Source organism: Glycomyces tarimensis (genome assembly GCF_054776215.1).
In genome coordinates this window covers 171925-184695 of record NZ_BAAHCB010000012.1, presented here as the reverse complement: position 1 = coordinate 184695, position 12771 = coordinate 171925, and the positions used below count along the sequence as shown (strand labels likewise).

Genomic DNA, 12771 nt, shown 5'->3' with positions numbered 1-12771 from the left:
GCCTCGGCCGCGGCGGCCAGGGCCGTGCGCAGCGCCGCGTCGCCCTGCCCGGCGGCGCGGGCGTGCCGGGCGGCCTCGAGCCCGACGGTGGCCTCGGCGAGGTGGGCGTGCATCGCCCGCCGCGCCTGGGCGTCGAGGATCCCGGCGGCGATCTCGGCCATCCACGGGCTCGCCGGGCGCACGAACCGGCCCTCGGCTCCGGCCAGGCCGGTCTCCACGAGCAGCTGCGCGCCCTCGCCGAGCAGACTCGGATGCGCCGGACGCCCGAGCAGGCCGAGCACGGCCAACGCGGTACGGCCGGGCCGGGGCAGGTCCGCGATCGCCGCCGCCGCGGCGGCGGCGGGATCGGCGACCTCGTCGAGGTCGATGACGGCGTCGGGGTCGCTGGCGCGGCGCGCGAGCGCGGTGAGCGCCAGCGGGTTGCGCCCGCCGCGCTCGCACAGCGCGGCCACGCGGTGGCCCGGCAGGGCCGGAGCGCATTCGCGGATGAGCGACGCGGCCTCGGCGTCGGTCAGGTCGGGCACCTCGATGACCGTCGCGGCCTCCAGCAGCCGCTCGCGAGCGGGGCCGGGGAGCCGGTTGGGGATGCGCAGGGCGGCGGCGACGGGCAGGCGCTCGGCCAGGACCGGCAGGACCGCGAGGGTCGCGGCGTCGCACCATTGCAGGTCGTCGATGAGCAGGACGCCGCCGCGGGTGCGAGAATAGACGGCCTCGGCCAGCAGCGGCAGGTCCTCGGCGGGCATGCGGGCGCGGGTGGCGCGCTCCAGCGCCAGCGCGGGGGCACCGGAGAGCATCGCCAGTCCGCCGCCGGCGTGGACGGGCCGCTTCGAGGCCGCGGCGAGGCGCTCGAGCAGCCGGGTGCGTCCGCACCCGGGCGGGCCGGTGAGGATGACCAGTCCGGTGCCTGCCAGAGCTTCGGCGGCCCGGCGCAGGACGTCGTCTCGGCTGGCAGGGGGCACCGTCGCCGCAGCCGCGGCGGGGACGGGCCGGTGTCGCTCAAGGCCGGTGGGGGGAGACGACGGGGCGGCCAAGGGGGCTCCTTACGCTCTGGCACGAATGGGGGAGGCGGCGTGCGCCTGCGGATTTGTATCGTCGTTGTCAGTCGACGGATCGCCGACGCCTCTCATGATATTGCGGAAGCTTCGATGCCGCAGACCGGCGTCGGGTGCCGTCGATGCCGAACCGAGGAAAGGGCGGATGCGTCAGCATGGTGGCAGGGCAACTCTCCACGAGTGTGGCGGGCATGTGCGAGGAGCTGGCGGGCAAGGTCAGCGACACTTCGCGCACCGTCGTCGAGGAGGTGGCCGCCCGCTTGGGGCAGCCGCTGCGCGTCGCCGTCGCCGGACGTTTGAAGGCCGGAAAGTCGACCTTGGTGAACGCGCTCATCGGCCGGCGGGTCGCCCCGACGGCCGCCGGGGAGTGCACCCGCGTGGTCACCCAGTTCCGTTACGGCCCGGCCGACCGGGTCGATGTCGTCGACCGCCGCGGCGTCAAACACGCCGTGCCGCTCGACGCGGCCGGAATGATCCCCACCATCCTGCCGATCCCCGCCGACGACGCGGCCCTGATCGACGTGCAGCTGTCCTCCGACCGGCTGCGGGACCTCATCGTCGTCGACACGCCCGGCCTCCAGTCGATCAACACCGACATCTCGGATGCGGCCCGCGAGATGCTGTTCGCCGCTCCGATGGCCGACGACGTCGACGACGACTCCCGCGAGGCCGTCGCCGGCGCCGAAGCGATCATCTACGTGTTCACCCAGCAGGTCCGAGGCGACGACGTCGAAGCGCTCGAGGCGTTCGCGAAGGCCTCCCAGCAGCTGTCGAGCTCCCCGATGAACTCGCTGGCGCTCTACAACAAGGCCGACAAGCTCGCCCCCGGCCCCGGCCAGGACCCGTGGCCGGTCGCCGGGCCCATCGCCGAAGACCAGGCCGCGATCCTGCGCCGCGCCGTGTGCGACGTCGTCCCCGTCGTCGGGCTCCTGGCCGAGACCGCCGAGGCCGGCCTCCTGACCGCCGCCGACTGCGAGGCGCTGCGCCTGCTCGCCGGGCTCGACGAGGACAAGCGCGCGCTCATGCTCGCCTCCGCGGGCCTGTTCCTGTCCACCGAAGGCCCGGTCGACGTCGCCCAGCGGCGCCGGCTGCTCGAACGGCTCGACCTGTACGGCATCCACTTCGCGATCGCGCACCTGCAGGCGAACCCGCACCTGGCCACCGGCGAGCTCGTGCGGCTGCTGTTCGCCGCCTCCGGGTTCCCCCGCCTGCGCACCACCCTCCACCAGATCTTCGGGGTCCGCGCCGACGTCATCAAGGCCGGTTGGGCCCTCACCCGGCTCGACGCCGCCGCGGCCTCAGGGCCCGCCGCCGACCGCGACCTGCTGCGCGGCGCGGTCGAATCGATCGTGGCCCGACCCGAATACCACCGGCTGCCGCTGCTGGAGGCCGCCGCATCCGTCACCACCGGGCAGGTCCCCCTGCCCGAGGACATGGAGGCCGAAGTCGCCCGGCTCGCCCTGACCGACGACCCCGGCGTCGTCCTGGGCATGCCCGACGCGCCCCGGCCTCAACTGCGACGCGCCGCGATCGAGGCCGCCGCCCGCTGGCGGGCGTTCGCCAACGGCGGCGCCACGCCCGCGCAGGCGCGAGTGGCGAACGTGGTGCATCGTGGATTCCATCTGCTGGCCCAACGCCTCGGCTGAGAACGACTAAGGAGCAAATTGTGACGATTCGACTCGGCGGGCCCCTCGTAGGGGCGCTGGTCGGCCTCGCCGCCGCCGGCCTGGGCGCCGTGTTCATCGCAGAGGGCCTCGACTGGCGCACCCTCACCGTCGCCTGCGGATCGGTCCTCGTCGCCGCCATCGTCGCCGTCGCCACGACCCGGACCACCGCCCCGCCCGCCTCGATGCCCGCCTCCCCCGCGCCCGCCGCCGGCGGCACCGGGCCGATCCCGGCCGCGCAACTGGCCGAACCGGCCCGCGCCGCCCAAGCCCTGGCCGACCGGGCCGCCCTGGTCGAGGCGTGCATCTGGATGCGCGACCGCGCCACCTCACCGGCGCTGGCCTCCCAACTGGACCAGACGTTCCAGCGCGTCGGCGTCGCCGCCGTCGACGCGACCGGGCAGCGGTTCGACCCGGCCGTCCACGAGGCCGGCTCCACCGTCGCCGCCCCGGGCCCCGCCGAGGACGGCATCATCGCCCGCACCGAATCGGTCGGCTACACCGACCGCGGCCGCCTCCTGCGCCACCCGGTCGTCACCGTCTACCGCGGGCAGGTGCGCGCATGACCACCGCGACCGAGACCAAACCCAAGCCGAACCCGGCCGCGCAGATCCACAAGCTGTGCGTCAAGGCCGCCAAGGCCGGCACCGCGTCGCTGCGGTCGGTGGACGCCAAAGCGGCCGCCGAGGTCGACGAGGTCGCCCGCTGGCAGCCCGACCGGCCCGTCGCCGTCGTCGTCGGCGAGACCAAACGCGGCAAGTCGTCACTGGTGAACGCCCTGCTCGGCACCCCCGGCCTCTCACCGGTCGACGCCGCGGTCGCCACCACGGCCTACCTGGAGTTCTCCCACGCCGAGCAGGCCTCGGTGCGCGCCTGGCAGCCCGGCGCGGCCGACCCGATGCTGCTGGGCGTCGGCGACCTGCGCAACTGGGCCACCCGGCTCGGCACCATGCCTCCGGGCATGGTCCCGCCCAGGCGCATGCTCGTGGGACACCCCGCGCCGCTGCTCAAGCACCTGTCGATCGTCGACACCCCCGGCACCGGCGGGCTCGACCCCGACCACGCCCAGATCGCGCTCGAAGCGGTCTCCAGGGCCACGTGCCTCATCATGGTCACCGACGCGTCCTCACCGATGGCGAAGACCGAGCTGGACTTCCTCTCCGAGGCGTCCAAACGCGTCAACTTCGTCGTGTTCGCGCTCACCAAGACCGACACCTACCCCGGCTGGCGGACCGTCCTCGAAGAGAACCGGGCCCTCATCGAGGCCCACGCGCCCCGCTTCCGCCACGCCCCCCACTTCCCGGTCTCGGCCATGCTCGCCGAGCACGCCCTCGCCTCGCAGGGCCCCACCCGCCAGGCCCTCGCGAAGGAATCGGGCGTCGGCAAGCTCCAGCGGGCCCTCGTGCGCGTCTCCACCGCCGGCAAGGCCCTCGTCGCCGCCAACGTCGTCCGCGCCGCGCGCACCGAGTTCGCGCGCCTGGCCGCCTCCGCCCAGGCCGACATGAAGGCCTACGACCCCGACCCCGAGTCGGCCAACCGGCTCAAAGAGGAGAAGAAGCAGGCCATCGCCGCCAAACGGTCCGAGACCAAGAAGGCGAACCTGGCGTTGCGCGTGGAGACCCAGCGGGCCAAGATCGAAGTCCAGGGCCGCCTGCGCAACCACCTCCAGCAGCTCGAAGAGGCCCTGCTCGACGAGCTCGAGAAGGCCAACAAGAACACCCTGGAGACCCTGCCGCAGCGCGTCGACGTCGCCCTCCAGGCGATCGCCGCCCGGCTCTCCCACGAGCTACACCAGCGGTTCGTGCTCCTGGCCGAACGCGTCCTGCGGCAGGTGTTCAACGACGACGAACTGCGCCAGGCCACCAACTCGATCTCGGCGGGGCTGCGCGCCGCCGCCTCGGGGCGGGCCCGGCGCGACGCCAACGCCGACGGCGCCCTGCTCGTGGCCTCCTCGGCGGGCATGGCGATGATGGCCGGGCGCGGCGTCATGGGCGCGGCCTCCGGCGGCGCCGCCATGCTCGGCCTCGGCGCCGCCGGCGCGGCCGTCTCCGCCGTCGCCATCGCCTCCGGCATCGGCGTCGGCCTCGCCGCCGCCGCGTTCGTGCTCTACCGCCGCAAGATCGGGGGCGACCGCCAGGCCGCCAAGCAGTGGGTCCAGCGCGTCATCGCCGAGGCCAGGGCGAACCTCAACGAGGAGATCGGCTTCCGCTTCACCGAGGTCGAGTTCGTGTTCAACTCCACCCTCGACGACGCCCTCGAGCGCCGCGGCGCCGAATACGACGCCCGCATCTCGGCCGCCGAATCGGCCGCCAAAGCCGACCAGGCCGCCCGCGCGAAGAAGAAGGACGCCCTCAAGCAGCGACGCGACGCCATGGTGCAGAAGGTGAAACAGCTCGACGAGGTGCTTGCCAAGGCCCGCAAGCTCGTGCCAGGCGAGGAGGAATCCGATGGATGAGTTCGATGACTTCGACGAGCCGGCACCGCCCGGGCCCGAGGGATTCGACGACGCCGGCCTCGACGGCGACGACCCCTCCTCCGGCTTCGACGACTTCGACGACGCCGCGCTCGGCGACGAGACCGACCTGGACGCCCTCGACTTCGCATCCGACGCCGAGGCCGGCGACGACGGCCTCGGCGAGGCGCTCGGCGACGCGTTCGACCTCGACGCCGACTTCGACGACGACGCGCCCGAGGCGCCGGACGACGAGACCGCGTACGCCGCGACGGCCGAGGACATGCTCGTCGCCGACGCCGACAACCCGGCCCATTTCCCGCCCGAACTCGACCTGGACGTGCCCGAACCGGTCGACGGCTACCCATGGGTCGACCTCGACGCCCTCGGCACCGCCGAGGCCGAGCCGTGGGTCAACACCGTCGAATCCTCCGACTTCGCCGCCGCCGACCGCGACGACGTCGCCGCCGAGGCGCTCTCCCGATTCTGGGACGCGTGAATGTAAGCGAACCGTAAGCGCCCGCGACCCGACCGTCGACGCAGGTCGCGTGGATGATGGAGACGTGACCGAAGCAACCGTCCACACCGCCTCGCCCCGCGCCTGGGCCGGCGCCGGCATCGTCGCCGCCCTGGCCGCTCTGGCCGCCTCCCACCTGGTCGCCGCCCTGCTCGCGCCCCGGGCCGCGCCGCTGTCGGCGATCAGCGACGTCGTCATCGCCGCCGCCCCGCCCGAGGTCGCACAGTGGGCGATCGCGACGTTCGGCACCGCCGACAAACCGCTCCTGCAGGCCGGGATCGTCACCGCCCTCGCCGGCTTCGGCGCCGCCGCCGGCCTCGCCTGGCGCAAGCGCCCCTGGACCGGCGCGGTCATCGTCGCATCGCTCGCGCTGGCCGGGGCCGCCGCGGCGCTGACCCGGCCCGACCTCGGTCCGTCGGCGCTCACCCCGTCGCTGGCCGCCGGGGCGAGCGCGACCGCGGCCCTGCACTGGTGGGCGAGACGCGAGGCCGCGACCGACGGGGCCGGGCGGCGCCGCTTCCTGGCCCTGGCCGCCGGTATCGGCGCCGCGGCGCTGCTGCTGGGCGAGGTCGCGCGCCGCGTCGGTCCCGGCTCGGCCGAGGCCGACCGCCGATCGTTCACCGTCCCCGAACCCGACGCCCCCGCGCCCGACCCGGGCGCAGGCGCCGACCTCGACATCGAAGGGCTCTCGCCGTGGCGAACACCCAACGGCGAGTTCTACCGCATCGACACCGCCATCACGCCCCCCGCGGTCGACGTCGACGCCTGGCGGCTGCGCGTCCGGGGCCGGGTCGGCACCGAGCGCACCTACACGTTCGACGATCTGCTCGGGCGCGAACTGCTCGAACGCGACATCACCCTGTGCTGCGTCTCCAACCCCATCGGCGGGGACCTGGTCGGCAACGCCCGCTGGATCGGCGTGTCCCTCGCCGAGCTGCTGGCCGAATCCGACCCCGACCCGGCCGCCGACCAGCTCGTGTCGCGCTCATCGGACGGCTGGACTGCCGGCACGCCCACCTCGGTGATCTTCGACGGCCGCGACGCGCTGATCGCGGTCGGCATGAACGGCGAGCCGCTGCCGATCGACCACGGCTGGCCCGCCCGACTGGTCGTCCCCGGCCTGTACGGGTACGTCTCGGCCACCAAATGGCTCACCGAGCTCGAGCTGACGACCTTCGACGCCTACGACCCGTACTGGATCGAACGCGGCTGGGCCGGACCGGCGCCGGTCCACACCGCCTCCCGCATCGACACGCCCCGCTCCGGGGCCGACGCCGGGCTCGTGACCGTCGCCGGGGTCGCCTGGGCCCAGCACCGCGGCATCAGCGCCGTCGAGCTGCGCGTCGACGACGGCGCATGGGCGCCGTGCGATCTGTCCGAGGTCGCCACCGACGACACCTGGCGCCAGTGGAAGACCGATGTCGAGCTCGGTGGCGGCGAACACACCCTGACCGTCCGCGCCACCGACGGCGACGGACGGGTCCAGACCGACGAGTCCGCCCCGGTCAAACCCTCGGGCGCGACCGGCCTCCACAGTGTCACGATCACGGTGGCGTGAATTTCTCGGACCGCGCCGCACCAAAAAGGCCCCACCGGCGGTAGATTGGCTCCATTACCGTCGACTCGGCGCGATCATCCCCTCACTCGCGCCGACCATCCCCGTACGACCGACCGGGAGCCGTGTGGTGAACGAACCAGACCACTACCGCGTCCTCGGCGTGAGCCCGGATGCTTCCAAGGGCGAGATCCAGGCCGCCTACCGGCGGCGCCTGCGCCAGACCCACCCCGACCACGGCGGCGACCAAACGGCGTTCCACGAGGTCCAGGCCGCCTGGGAGACCCTCGCGGACCCGGGCCTGCGCCGCGAGTACGACCTGCTGCGGTTCGGACGCCGCGCCGCCCGCAAATACGGGCGGGCCGCGGCCCGACCCGCGCACCGCAAAGTCCGCGGCTGGAATGTCCGGCCCGCGGCCCCGGCGGCGAACACCGACGCCTCGGGAGCGCTCGTGGCCGTCCCCTGGTATGCGCGGCTGCACCGCAAACGCGTCGGCATGAAACCAGCACTGTGGATTGAAATGGCCGCATTCGCGTCCGTATTCGCCGTGTGGGCGATCAGCGGCATCGCGTTCTGCGCGGCCGCGCTCGGCTCCGCGGCGCCGCTGCCGATCCGCGCCCTGTCGCTGCCGCTGGTCTTGGCGGGCGCGATCCTCGTCCTCGGCCACGCCACCCGCACCCGCCGCAAACGCGAGCAGGCGCCACCACCGGCCCCCAAGACCCGCATCGCGCTCGCGCTCGCCGCCGGCGCCGCCGCGGTCTGGTTCGCCGGACCGGCCTCGCCGCTCGGCTGGTCGCTCGCCGCGTTCGCCATCGCCGGCGCGGCCCTGGTGTGGCCGCTGCGCCGCGTCCGCTGGGCCGCCGCACTGCGCCGGTCGGTCGGCGCCGCCCTCAAGGAATTCAACGCGTTCGGGCCGGCCGGCACCCGGCCCAAAGCCGACCGCCCCACCGGGAAGCTCCTGCGGGAGGTACTCACCAACCTGCCGGCGTCGCGCCTGTTCGTCGCCCTCCCGGCGACCGCGTCGGTGCGCGTCCCGCACGCGATCGTGTGCGGCGACCGGCTCGCGCTGCTGTGCGCCCCGGTCGGGCGCGACACCGGCGACGCCGACGCCGACAACCTCGCCGCCGCCGTCCAGACCATCGCCGACGCCCTCCCCGAGGCGTACGTCCACGGCTGGGTGCTGTGGCCGACCCTCCCCGAAGAGGGCCCCGCCACGCTCGACGCCGCGGTCAACAACGTGCCGGTCGCCTCGGCCGCCGCCGACATCGGCCTGTGGCTGGCCGCCGGCGGCGACCACTACGACCTGCCGGTCCTGCAAAGCCTGCGCGTGCGATTGGCGTCGGTCCCCGCCCAGCGGCCGGCAGCCCCGGAACCGGCCGTGCGCGCGTGAGGAAACGCACCCGGCCGCCCGGCCCGCAACTGAGTACAGTGCAAAGCGATGAACGCACTCCGCCGCGCCGACGCCCTCGTCGCCGACCGGCTGCGCCTGGCCGCGGCCCGCGAACCCGTCCCCGGACGCCCTGAGGGCGACACCGCCGCGGCACTGGCCGCGTCCATCAGCGCCGACTCACCACACGCCGACCGCTTCCGAGCCGAGATCGACGCCGCCGTGACCGGCACCGCGCTCGCCCTCGACGCCGCGAAAGCACACCCCGACGACCTGTGGGCACACGCCAAGGCCTCCCACCGGGACCCGACCGTGTGGTTCGAGCAGGCGGTCGTCCTCGGCCACCCCACCCACCCGCTCGCCCGGACCCGAGACCGACTGACCGCCGCCGAAATCCGCGCCTACGCCCCCGAGCACCGGCCCCGATTCGACCTGCCCCTCCACCGGCTCCCGTCGACGCGAACCGGCCCCGCCTGGCCGGCCCGCACCGACGACGGACCGCTCCTGCCACTCCACCCATGGCAGGCCGCACGCCACGGCCTCGGCGAACCGGACCGGACCTGGACCGACACCGCGCCGCTGATGAGCCTGCGCACCGTCTCGACCGGCGACCGGCACGTCAAATGCGCCGTCGACCTCCAGTTGACCTCGGCGGTCCGCCACGTCTCGGCCGCCGCCGCCCACAACGGCCCCCTCCTGTCGCGGCGGCTCGCCGATCCCGCAGACCGCTGCGGCATCACCGTGCTGGGCGAACAGTCGGCCATCGCGGTCGACACCGACCGCGACCCGCAGCCGCACCTGGCCGCGATCATCCGCCCCGCCCCCCACGTGCTCGGCTTCGACCGGGTCGTCCCGTTCGCGGCGCTGGCCGAACCGTGCCCCGCCACCGGCCGCCCGATCGGCGCCGCCATCGCCGGCGAGCGCCTCCAGGCGTGGTGGACCGACCTGATCGCCGCTTCGCTCGCGCCGCTGCGACTGTTCGCCGCCACCGGCGTCGCCCTCGAAGCCCACGGACAGAACCTCCTGATCGCCTTCGACGGCGACCGCCCGGCACGGCTGCTCTACCGCGATTTCGGCGGCGTCCGTATGCCCCGCACCGGCTCGCCCCCGCTGCGGGGCGAGGTCACGACCGACGACGAAGACGAACGCGTCCGCAAACTCCTCGCCGCGCTCTTCCCCACCACACTCACCGCCCTGGTCGACGCCCTCGCGGCCTGGACCGGCACCGACCCCGGCCAGTGGTGGCGCACCGTCGCCAAGGCGTCCTTCGAAGCCGCCGCCGACTCCCCCGCCCTGCGAGCGGCCCTCTTCGCCGCCCGCTGGCCGATCAAGGCCACCACCGCGATGCGCCTGGCCGACCACCCCACCACCGACATCTGGGCGAGCGTCGACAACCCGTTGGCGGACGCGTGAACCTCACCGCGAAGACCCTGGCCGCGGCCTGGCGCGAAAACCTCGGCGGCCTGCGCGAGAGGCCCGGCCTGCTCGACTTCGACGCCACCGAAGGCCCCTTCAACCAACTCGACGTCACCCGTCCGCCGGCGACCGGGCCGACCGAGCTGCTCGAGACCGTCCTGGGCGAGCCCGTCCCCGCGCACCTGGCCGCCGAACTCGCCAGCGCCGAGACCGGCCACGCCATCGCCGCCGCCCGCGCCCAGGCCCGAGCGGCGCACCTGGCCGCCCTCGCCGGCCGCACCCGATCGCCGTCCCTGGCCGCGATGCTCGCCACCTGCGGCCAGGGCCCCGACCAGACCGCCCGCATGCTCGAGACGCTCGCGACCGACGGCCACCAGCTCCACCCGTGCGCCCGCACCCGACTCGGCTGGGACCCGGCCGATTTCGCCCGCTACGACCTCGAGACGCCCCAGCCGATCCCGATCCGGCTCCTGGCCGACCCCACCGGCCTGCTGGAGCGCTCCGGGACCGACATGCGCGACCACGCCATGCTCAACGGCCTCGACCTGCCCGACCCGGTCGTCCCGGTCCACCCCTGGCAGCTCGAACACCGCATCCGCCCCCAGTTCGCCGAACTGTTCGCCACCGGCCGCCTCATCGAACTCGACCAGGCCGTCCCGGCGTGGCCGACCGCCGCGATCCGCACCGTCACCGGCCACGACCGGCCAGGCCACCTCAAACTCGCCCTGGGCGTCCACATCACCTCCACCACACGCGACATCTCCCCCGCCACCGCATCGCTCGCCCCGGCCCTGACCGCCGCCGTGGCCGGCCTGGTCGACCGCGACCCGGCGCACGCCATCGCGGCCGACCAGGCCGGCGTGTGGCTGCCCGGCTCCCGGGCGTTGACGGCGATCGCCCGCGCCTCCCTCGCCGAGACCGCCCCGGCCGGCACCGTCGTCGTCCCCGCCGCCGCGCTGTGCGCCCAATCACCGGTCACCGGCGTCTCGCTCGCCGCCGAATACGCCGACTGGGCCGGCGGCGCCGACGCATGGATCCGCGCCTACGCGGCCCTGGTCGTCCCACCGGTCCTGGCCCTGGCCTCCCGGCACGGCATCGGCCTCGAAGCGCACCTGCAGAACAGCCTCATCGCCTTCGCCGGCCCGCACCCGGTGCGCCTGATCACCCGCGACCTGGGCGGGGTCCGCCTGTGGCGCCCGGCCCTGCCCTTTCACCTCGACCTGCCACCAGGCAGCCCCGTCGACGCACCCCACTGGGACGGCGTCCGCGCCAAGGTCGCCTATACGCTGTTCCAGAACCAGTTGGCCGCGATCGCCGGCGCCCTGGCCCGCGACAGCGGGCTCGACACCGCCGCGTTCTGGGCCGACCTGGCCGATCTGGTCGCCGGCCTCGACCTGACCGAGGCCGACCGCGCCGCCTACCTGGGGGCGCGGATGCCGACCAAGGCGCTGCTGACCATGCGGCTCAACCCGGGAAGCGAGGCCCAAACGTGGGTGGACAATCCCCTAGGCGCGGACCGTCGATGACAGCGGTCACCGAATTCGCGCGGAGCCTGCCGGCCCCCGCGTGCGCCTGGATCTATTCCCCCTCGCGCCTGAGCGACCGCCTCGCGAGCCTGCGCGAAGCGCTCGGCGACCACACAGTCCTGTACGCGATGAAGGCCTGCGCGAACCCGGCGATCCTGGCCGCCGCCGTCGAGGGCGCCGACGGCGTCGAATGCGCCTCCGCCGGCGAACTGGCCCAAGCCGACCAGTCCGGCGCCGCCCGACTGGCCCTGTCGGGCCCGGCCAAGACCGGCCGCGACTTCACCGCCGCCGCCGAGGCCGCCGCCCCGGTGTGCGTCCACGTCGAAAGCCTGCGCGAGCTCGACGGCCTCGCCGAAGCCGGCTTCGCCGGCACCGTCGCCCTGCGCGTCAACCGCGGCCCGGCCCTACCCGGCACCCACCGCATGACCGGCGAGCCGACCCCGTTCGGCCTCGACCCGCGCGAGCTGCCCGCCGCCGCCGCGCACGCCGCCGACCTCGGCCTCGACGTCGTCGGCTTCCACCTCCACGCCGTCTCCAACTGCCTCGACGCCGACGCCTACGCCGCCCACGTCCACCGCAGCCTCGCCTGGTCGATCGAGGCCGCCGCACGCCTGGGCATCGAGCTGCGCTCCGTCAACGTCGGCGGCGGCCTCGGCGCCGACCCGCGCGGCGAGACGATCGACCTGGGCGCCCTCGAACGCGGCCTGCGCGGCCTGGAGACCGCCGGCGCCGAAGTCGTGTTCGAACCCGGCCGCTACCTCGCCGCCGCCGCCGGCTGGTACCTCGCCGAAGTCGTCGACCTCAAAACCACCGCCGGACAGGCCTTCGCGCTCGTCCGCGGCGGCACCCACCACTTCCGCCTCCCCGCCGCCTGGGGCTACTCCCACCCGTTCACCGTCGTCGCCACCGAACACTGGGCCCACCCGTGGCCCCGGCCCCGCATGAACGAGGTCGACCTGCGCGTCTGCGGCGAACTGTGCACCCCCAGAGACGTCCTCAACACCGGACAGCGGGTCGAGTCGGTCGCCGTGGGCGACCGCCTCCTGTTCGCCAACGCCGGCGCCTACGGCTGGGAGATCTCCCACGACCGGTTCCTCGACCACCAGCGGCCGCTCCAAGTCGTCATCGACGGCGCCTGAACCAGCCGCGCCGCCTGCATTAGCATGGACGGTCCCATGCCCGGCGGTGCGGCGACGGCCCTG

General features: G+C 74.6%; 10 protein-coding genes. 9 read left to right on the top strand and 1 reads right to left on the bottom strand.

Features of this window, described 5'->3' with window-relative positions:
* On the bottom strand, positions 1–1031 hold a 1031-nt coding region (locus ACYVK3_RS11570; protein WP_460497463.1), incomplete at its 3' end, for an AAA family ATPase.
* A 176-nt stretch (positions 1032–1207) separates the two neighbouring features.
* Here ACYVK3_RS11570 and ACYVK3_RS11565 point away from each other — a divergent pair.
* The 9 genes from ACYVK3_RS11565 (at position 1208) to ACYVK3_RS11525 (ending at position 12708) form a co-directional block, all read left to right on the top strand.
* Positions 1208–2698: a dynamin family protein gene (locus ACYVK3_RS11565; protein WP_460497462.1), complete on the top strand. Its 1491-nt coding sequence runs from the start codon at positions 1208–1210 to the stop codon at positions 2696–2698.
* Between the two features lie 20 nt (positions 2699–2718).
* Complete coding sequence (locus tag ACYVK3_RS11560; RefSeq protein WP_460497461.1) at positions 2719–3282, top strand: nucleotide exchange factor GrpE; 564 nt, start codon at positions 2719–2721, stop codon at positions 3280–3282.
* A complete protein-coding gene (locus ACYVK3_RS11555) occupies positions 3279–5171 on the top strand; it encodes a P-loop NTPase family protein (protein ID WP_460497460.1) in 1893 nt (630 codons plus the stop codon). Before ACYVK3_RS11560 ends, ACYVK3_RS11555 begins: the two co-directional genes overlap by 4 nt.
* Positions 5164–5667, top strand: coding sequence for a hypothetical protein (locus ACYVK3_RS11550; RefSeq protein WP_460497459.1), 504 nt, complete (start codon positions 5164–5166; stop codon positions 5665–5667). The genes ACYVK3_RS11555 and ACYVK3_RS11550 overlap by 8 nt, the downstream gene beginning before the upstream one ends.
* A 64-nt stretch (positions 5668–5731) precedes the next feature.
* Positions 5732–7243 carry a molybdopterin-binding protein gene (locus tag ACYVK3_RS11545; protein ID WP_460497458.1) on the top strand — a complete coding sequence of 504 codons (1512 nt, stop codon included), beginning with the start codon at positions 5732–5734 and terminating at the stop codon, positions 7241–7243.
* Positions 7244–7370: 127 nt separating this feature from the next.
* Positions 7371–8630 (top strand): J domain-containing protein, encoded by a 1260-nt coding sequence (locus ACYVK3_RS11540; RefSeq protein ID WP_460497457.1) that lies wholly within the window; start codon positions 7371–7373, stop codon positions 8628–8630.
* 48 nt (positions 8631–8678) lie between these two features.
* Positions 8679–10040 (top strand): IucA/IucC family siderophore biosynthesis protein, encoded by a 1362-nt coding sequence (locus tag ACYVK3_RS11535; protein WP_460497456.1) that lies wholly within the window; start codon positions 8679–8681, stop codon positions 10038–10040.
* The gene (locus tag ACYVK3_RS11530) at positions 10037–11569 is read left to right on the top strand and encodes an IucA/IucC family protein (RefSeq protein ID WP_460497455.1); all 1533 of its coding nucleotides are present in this window, start codon (positions 10037–10039) and stop codon (positions 11567–11569) included. The genes ACYVK3_RS11535 and ACYVK3_RS11530 overlap by 4 nt, the downstream gene beginning before the upstream one ends.
* Positions 11566–12708, top strand: a complete 1143-nt coding sequence (locus ACYVK3_RS11525) for a type III PLP-dependent enzyme domain-containing protein (RefSeq protein ID WP_460497454.1) — start codon at positions 11566–11568, stop codon at positions 12706–12708. Before ACYVK3_RS11530 ends, ACYVK3_RS11525 begins: the two co-directional genes overlap by 4 nt.
* The last annotated feature ends 63 nt before the right edge of the window (positions 12709–12771 follow it).

Excerpts from the sequence above, each read along its gene's own strand:
- ACYVK3_RS11550 (WP_460497459.1), top strand. The coding sequence starts at position 5,164 with ATGGATGAGTTCGATGACTTCGACGAGCCGGCACCGCCCGGGCCCGAG.
- ACYVK3_RS11555 (WP_460497460.1), top strand. The coding sequence starts at position 3,279 with ATGACCACCGCGACCGAGACCAAACCCAAGCCGAACCCGGCCGCGCAG.
- ACYVK3_RS11535 (WP_460497456.1), top strand. The coding sequence starts at position 8,679 with ATGAACGCACTCCGCCGCGCCGACGCCCTCGTCGCCGACCGGCTGCGC.
- ACYVK3_RS11525 (WP_460497454.1), top strand. The coding sequence starts at position 11,566 with ATGACAGCGGTCACCGAATTCGCGCGGAGCCTGCCGGCCCCCGCGTGC.
- ACYVK3_RS11565 (WP_460497462.1), top strand. The coding sequence starts at position 1,208 with ATGGTGGCAGGGCAACTCTCCACGAGTGTGGCGGGCATGTGCGAGGAG.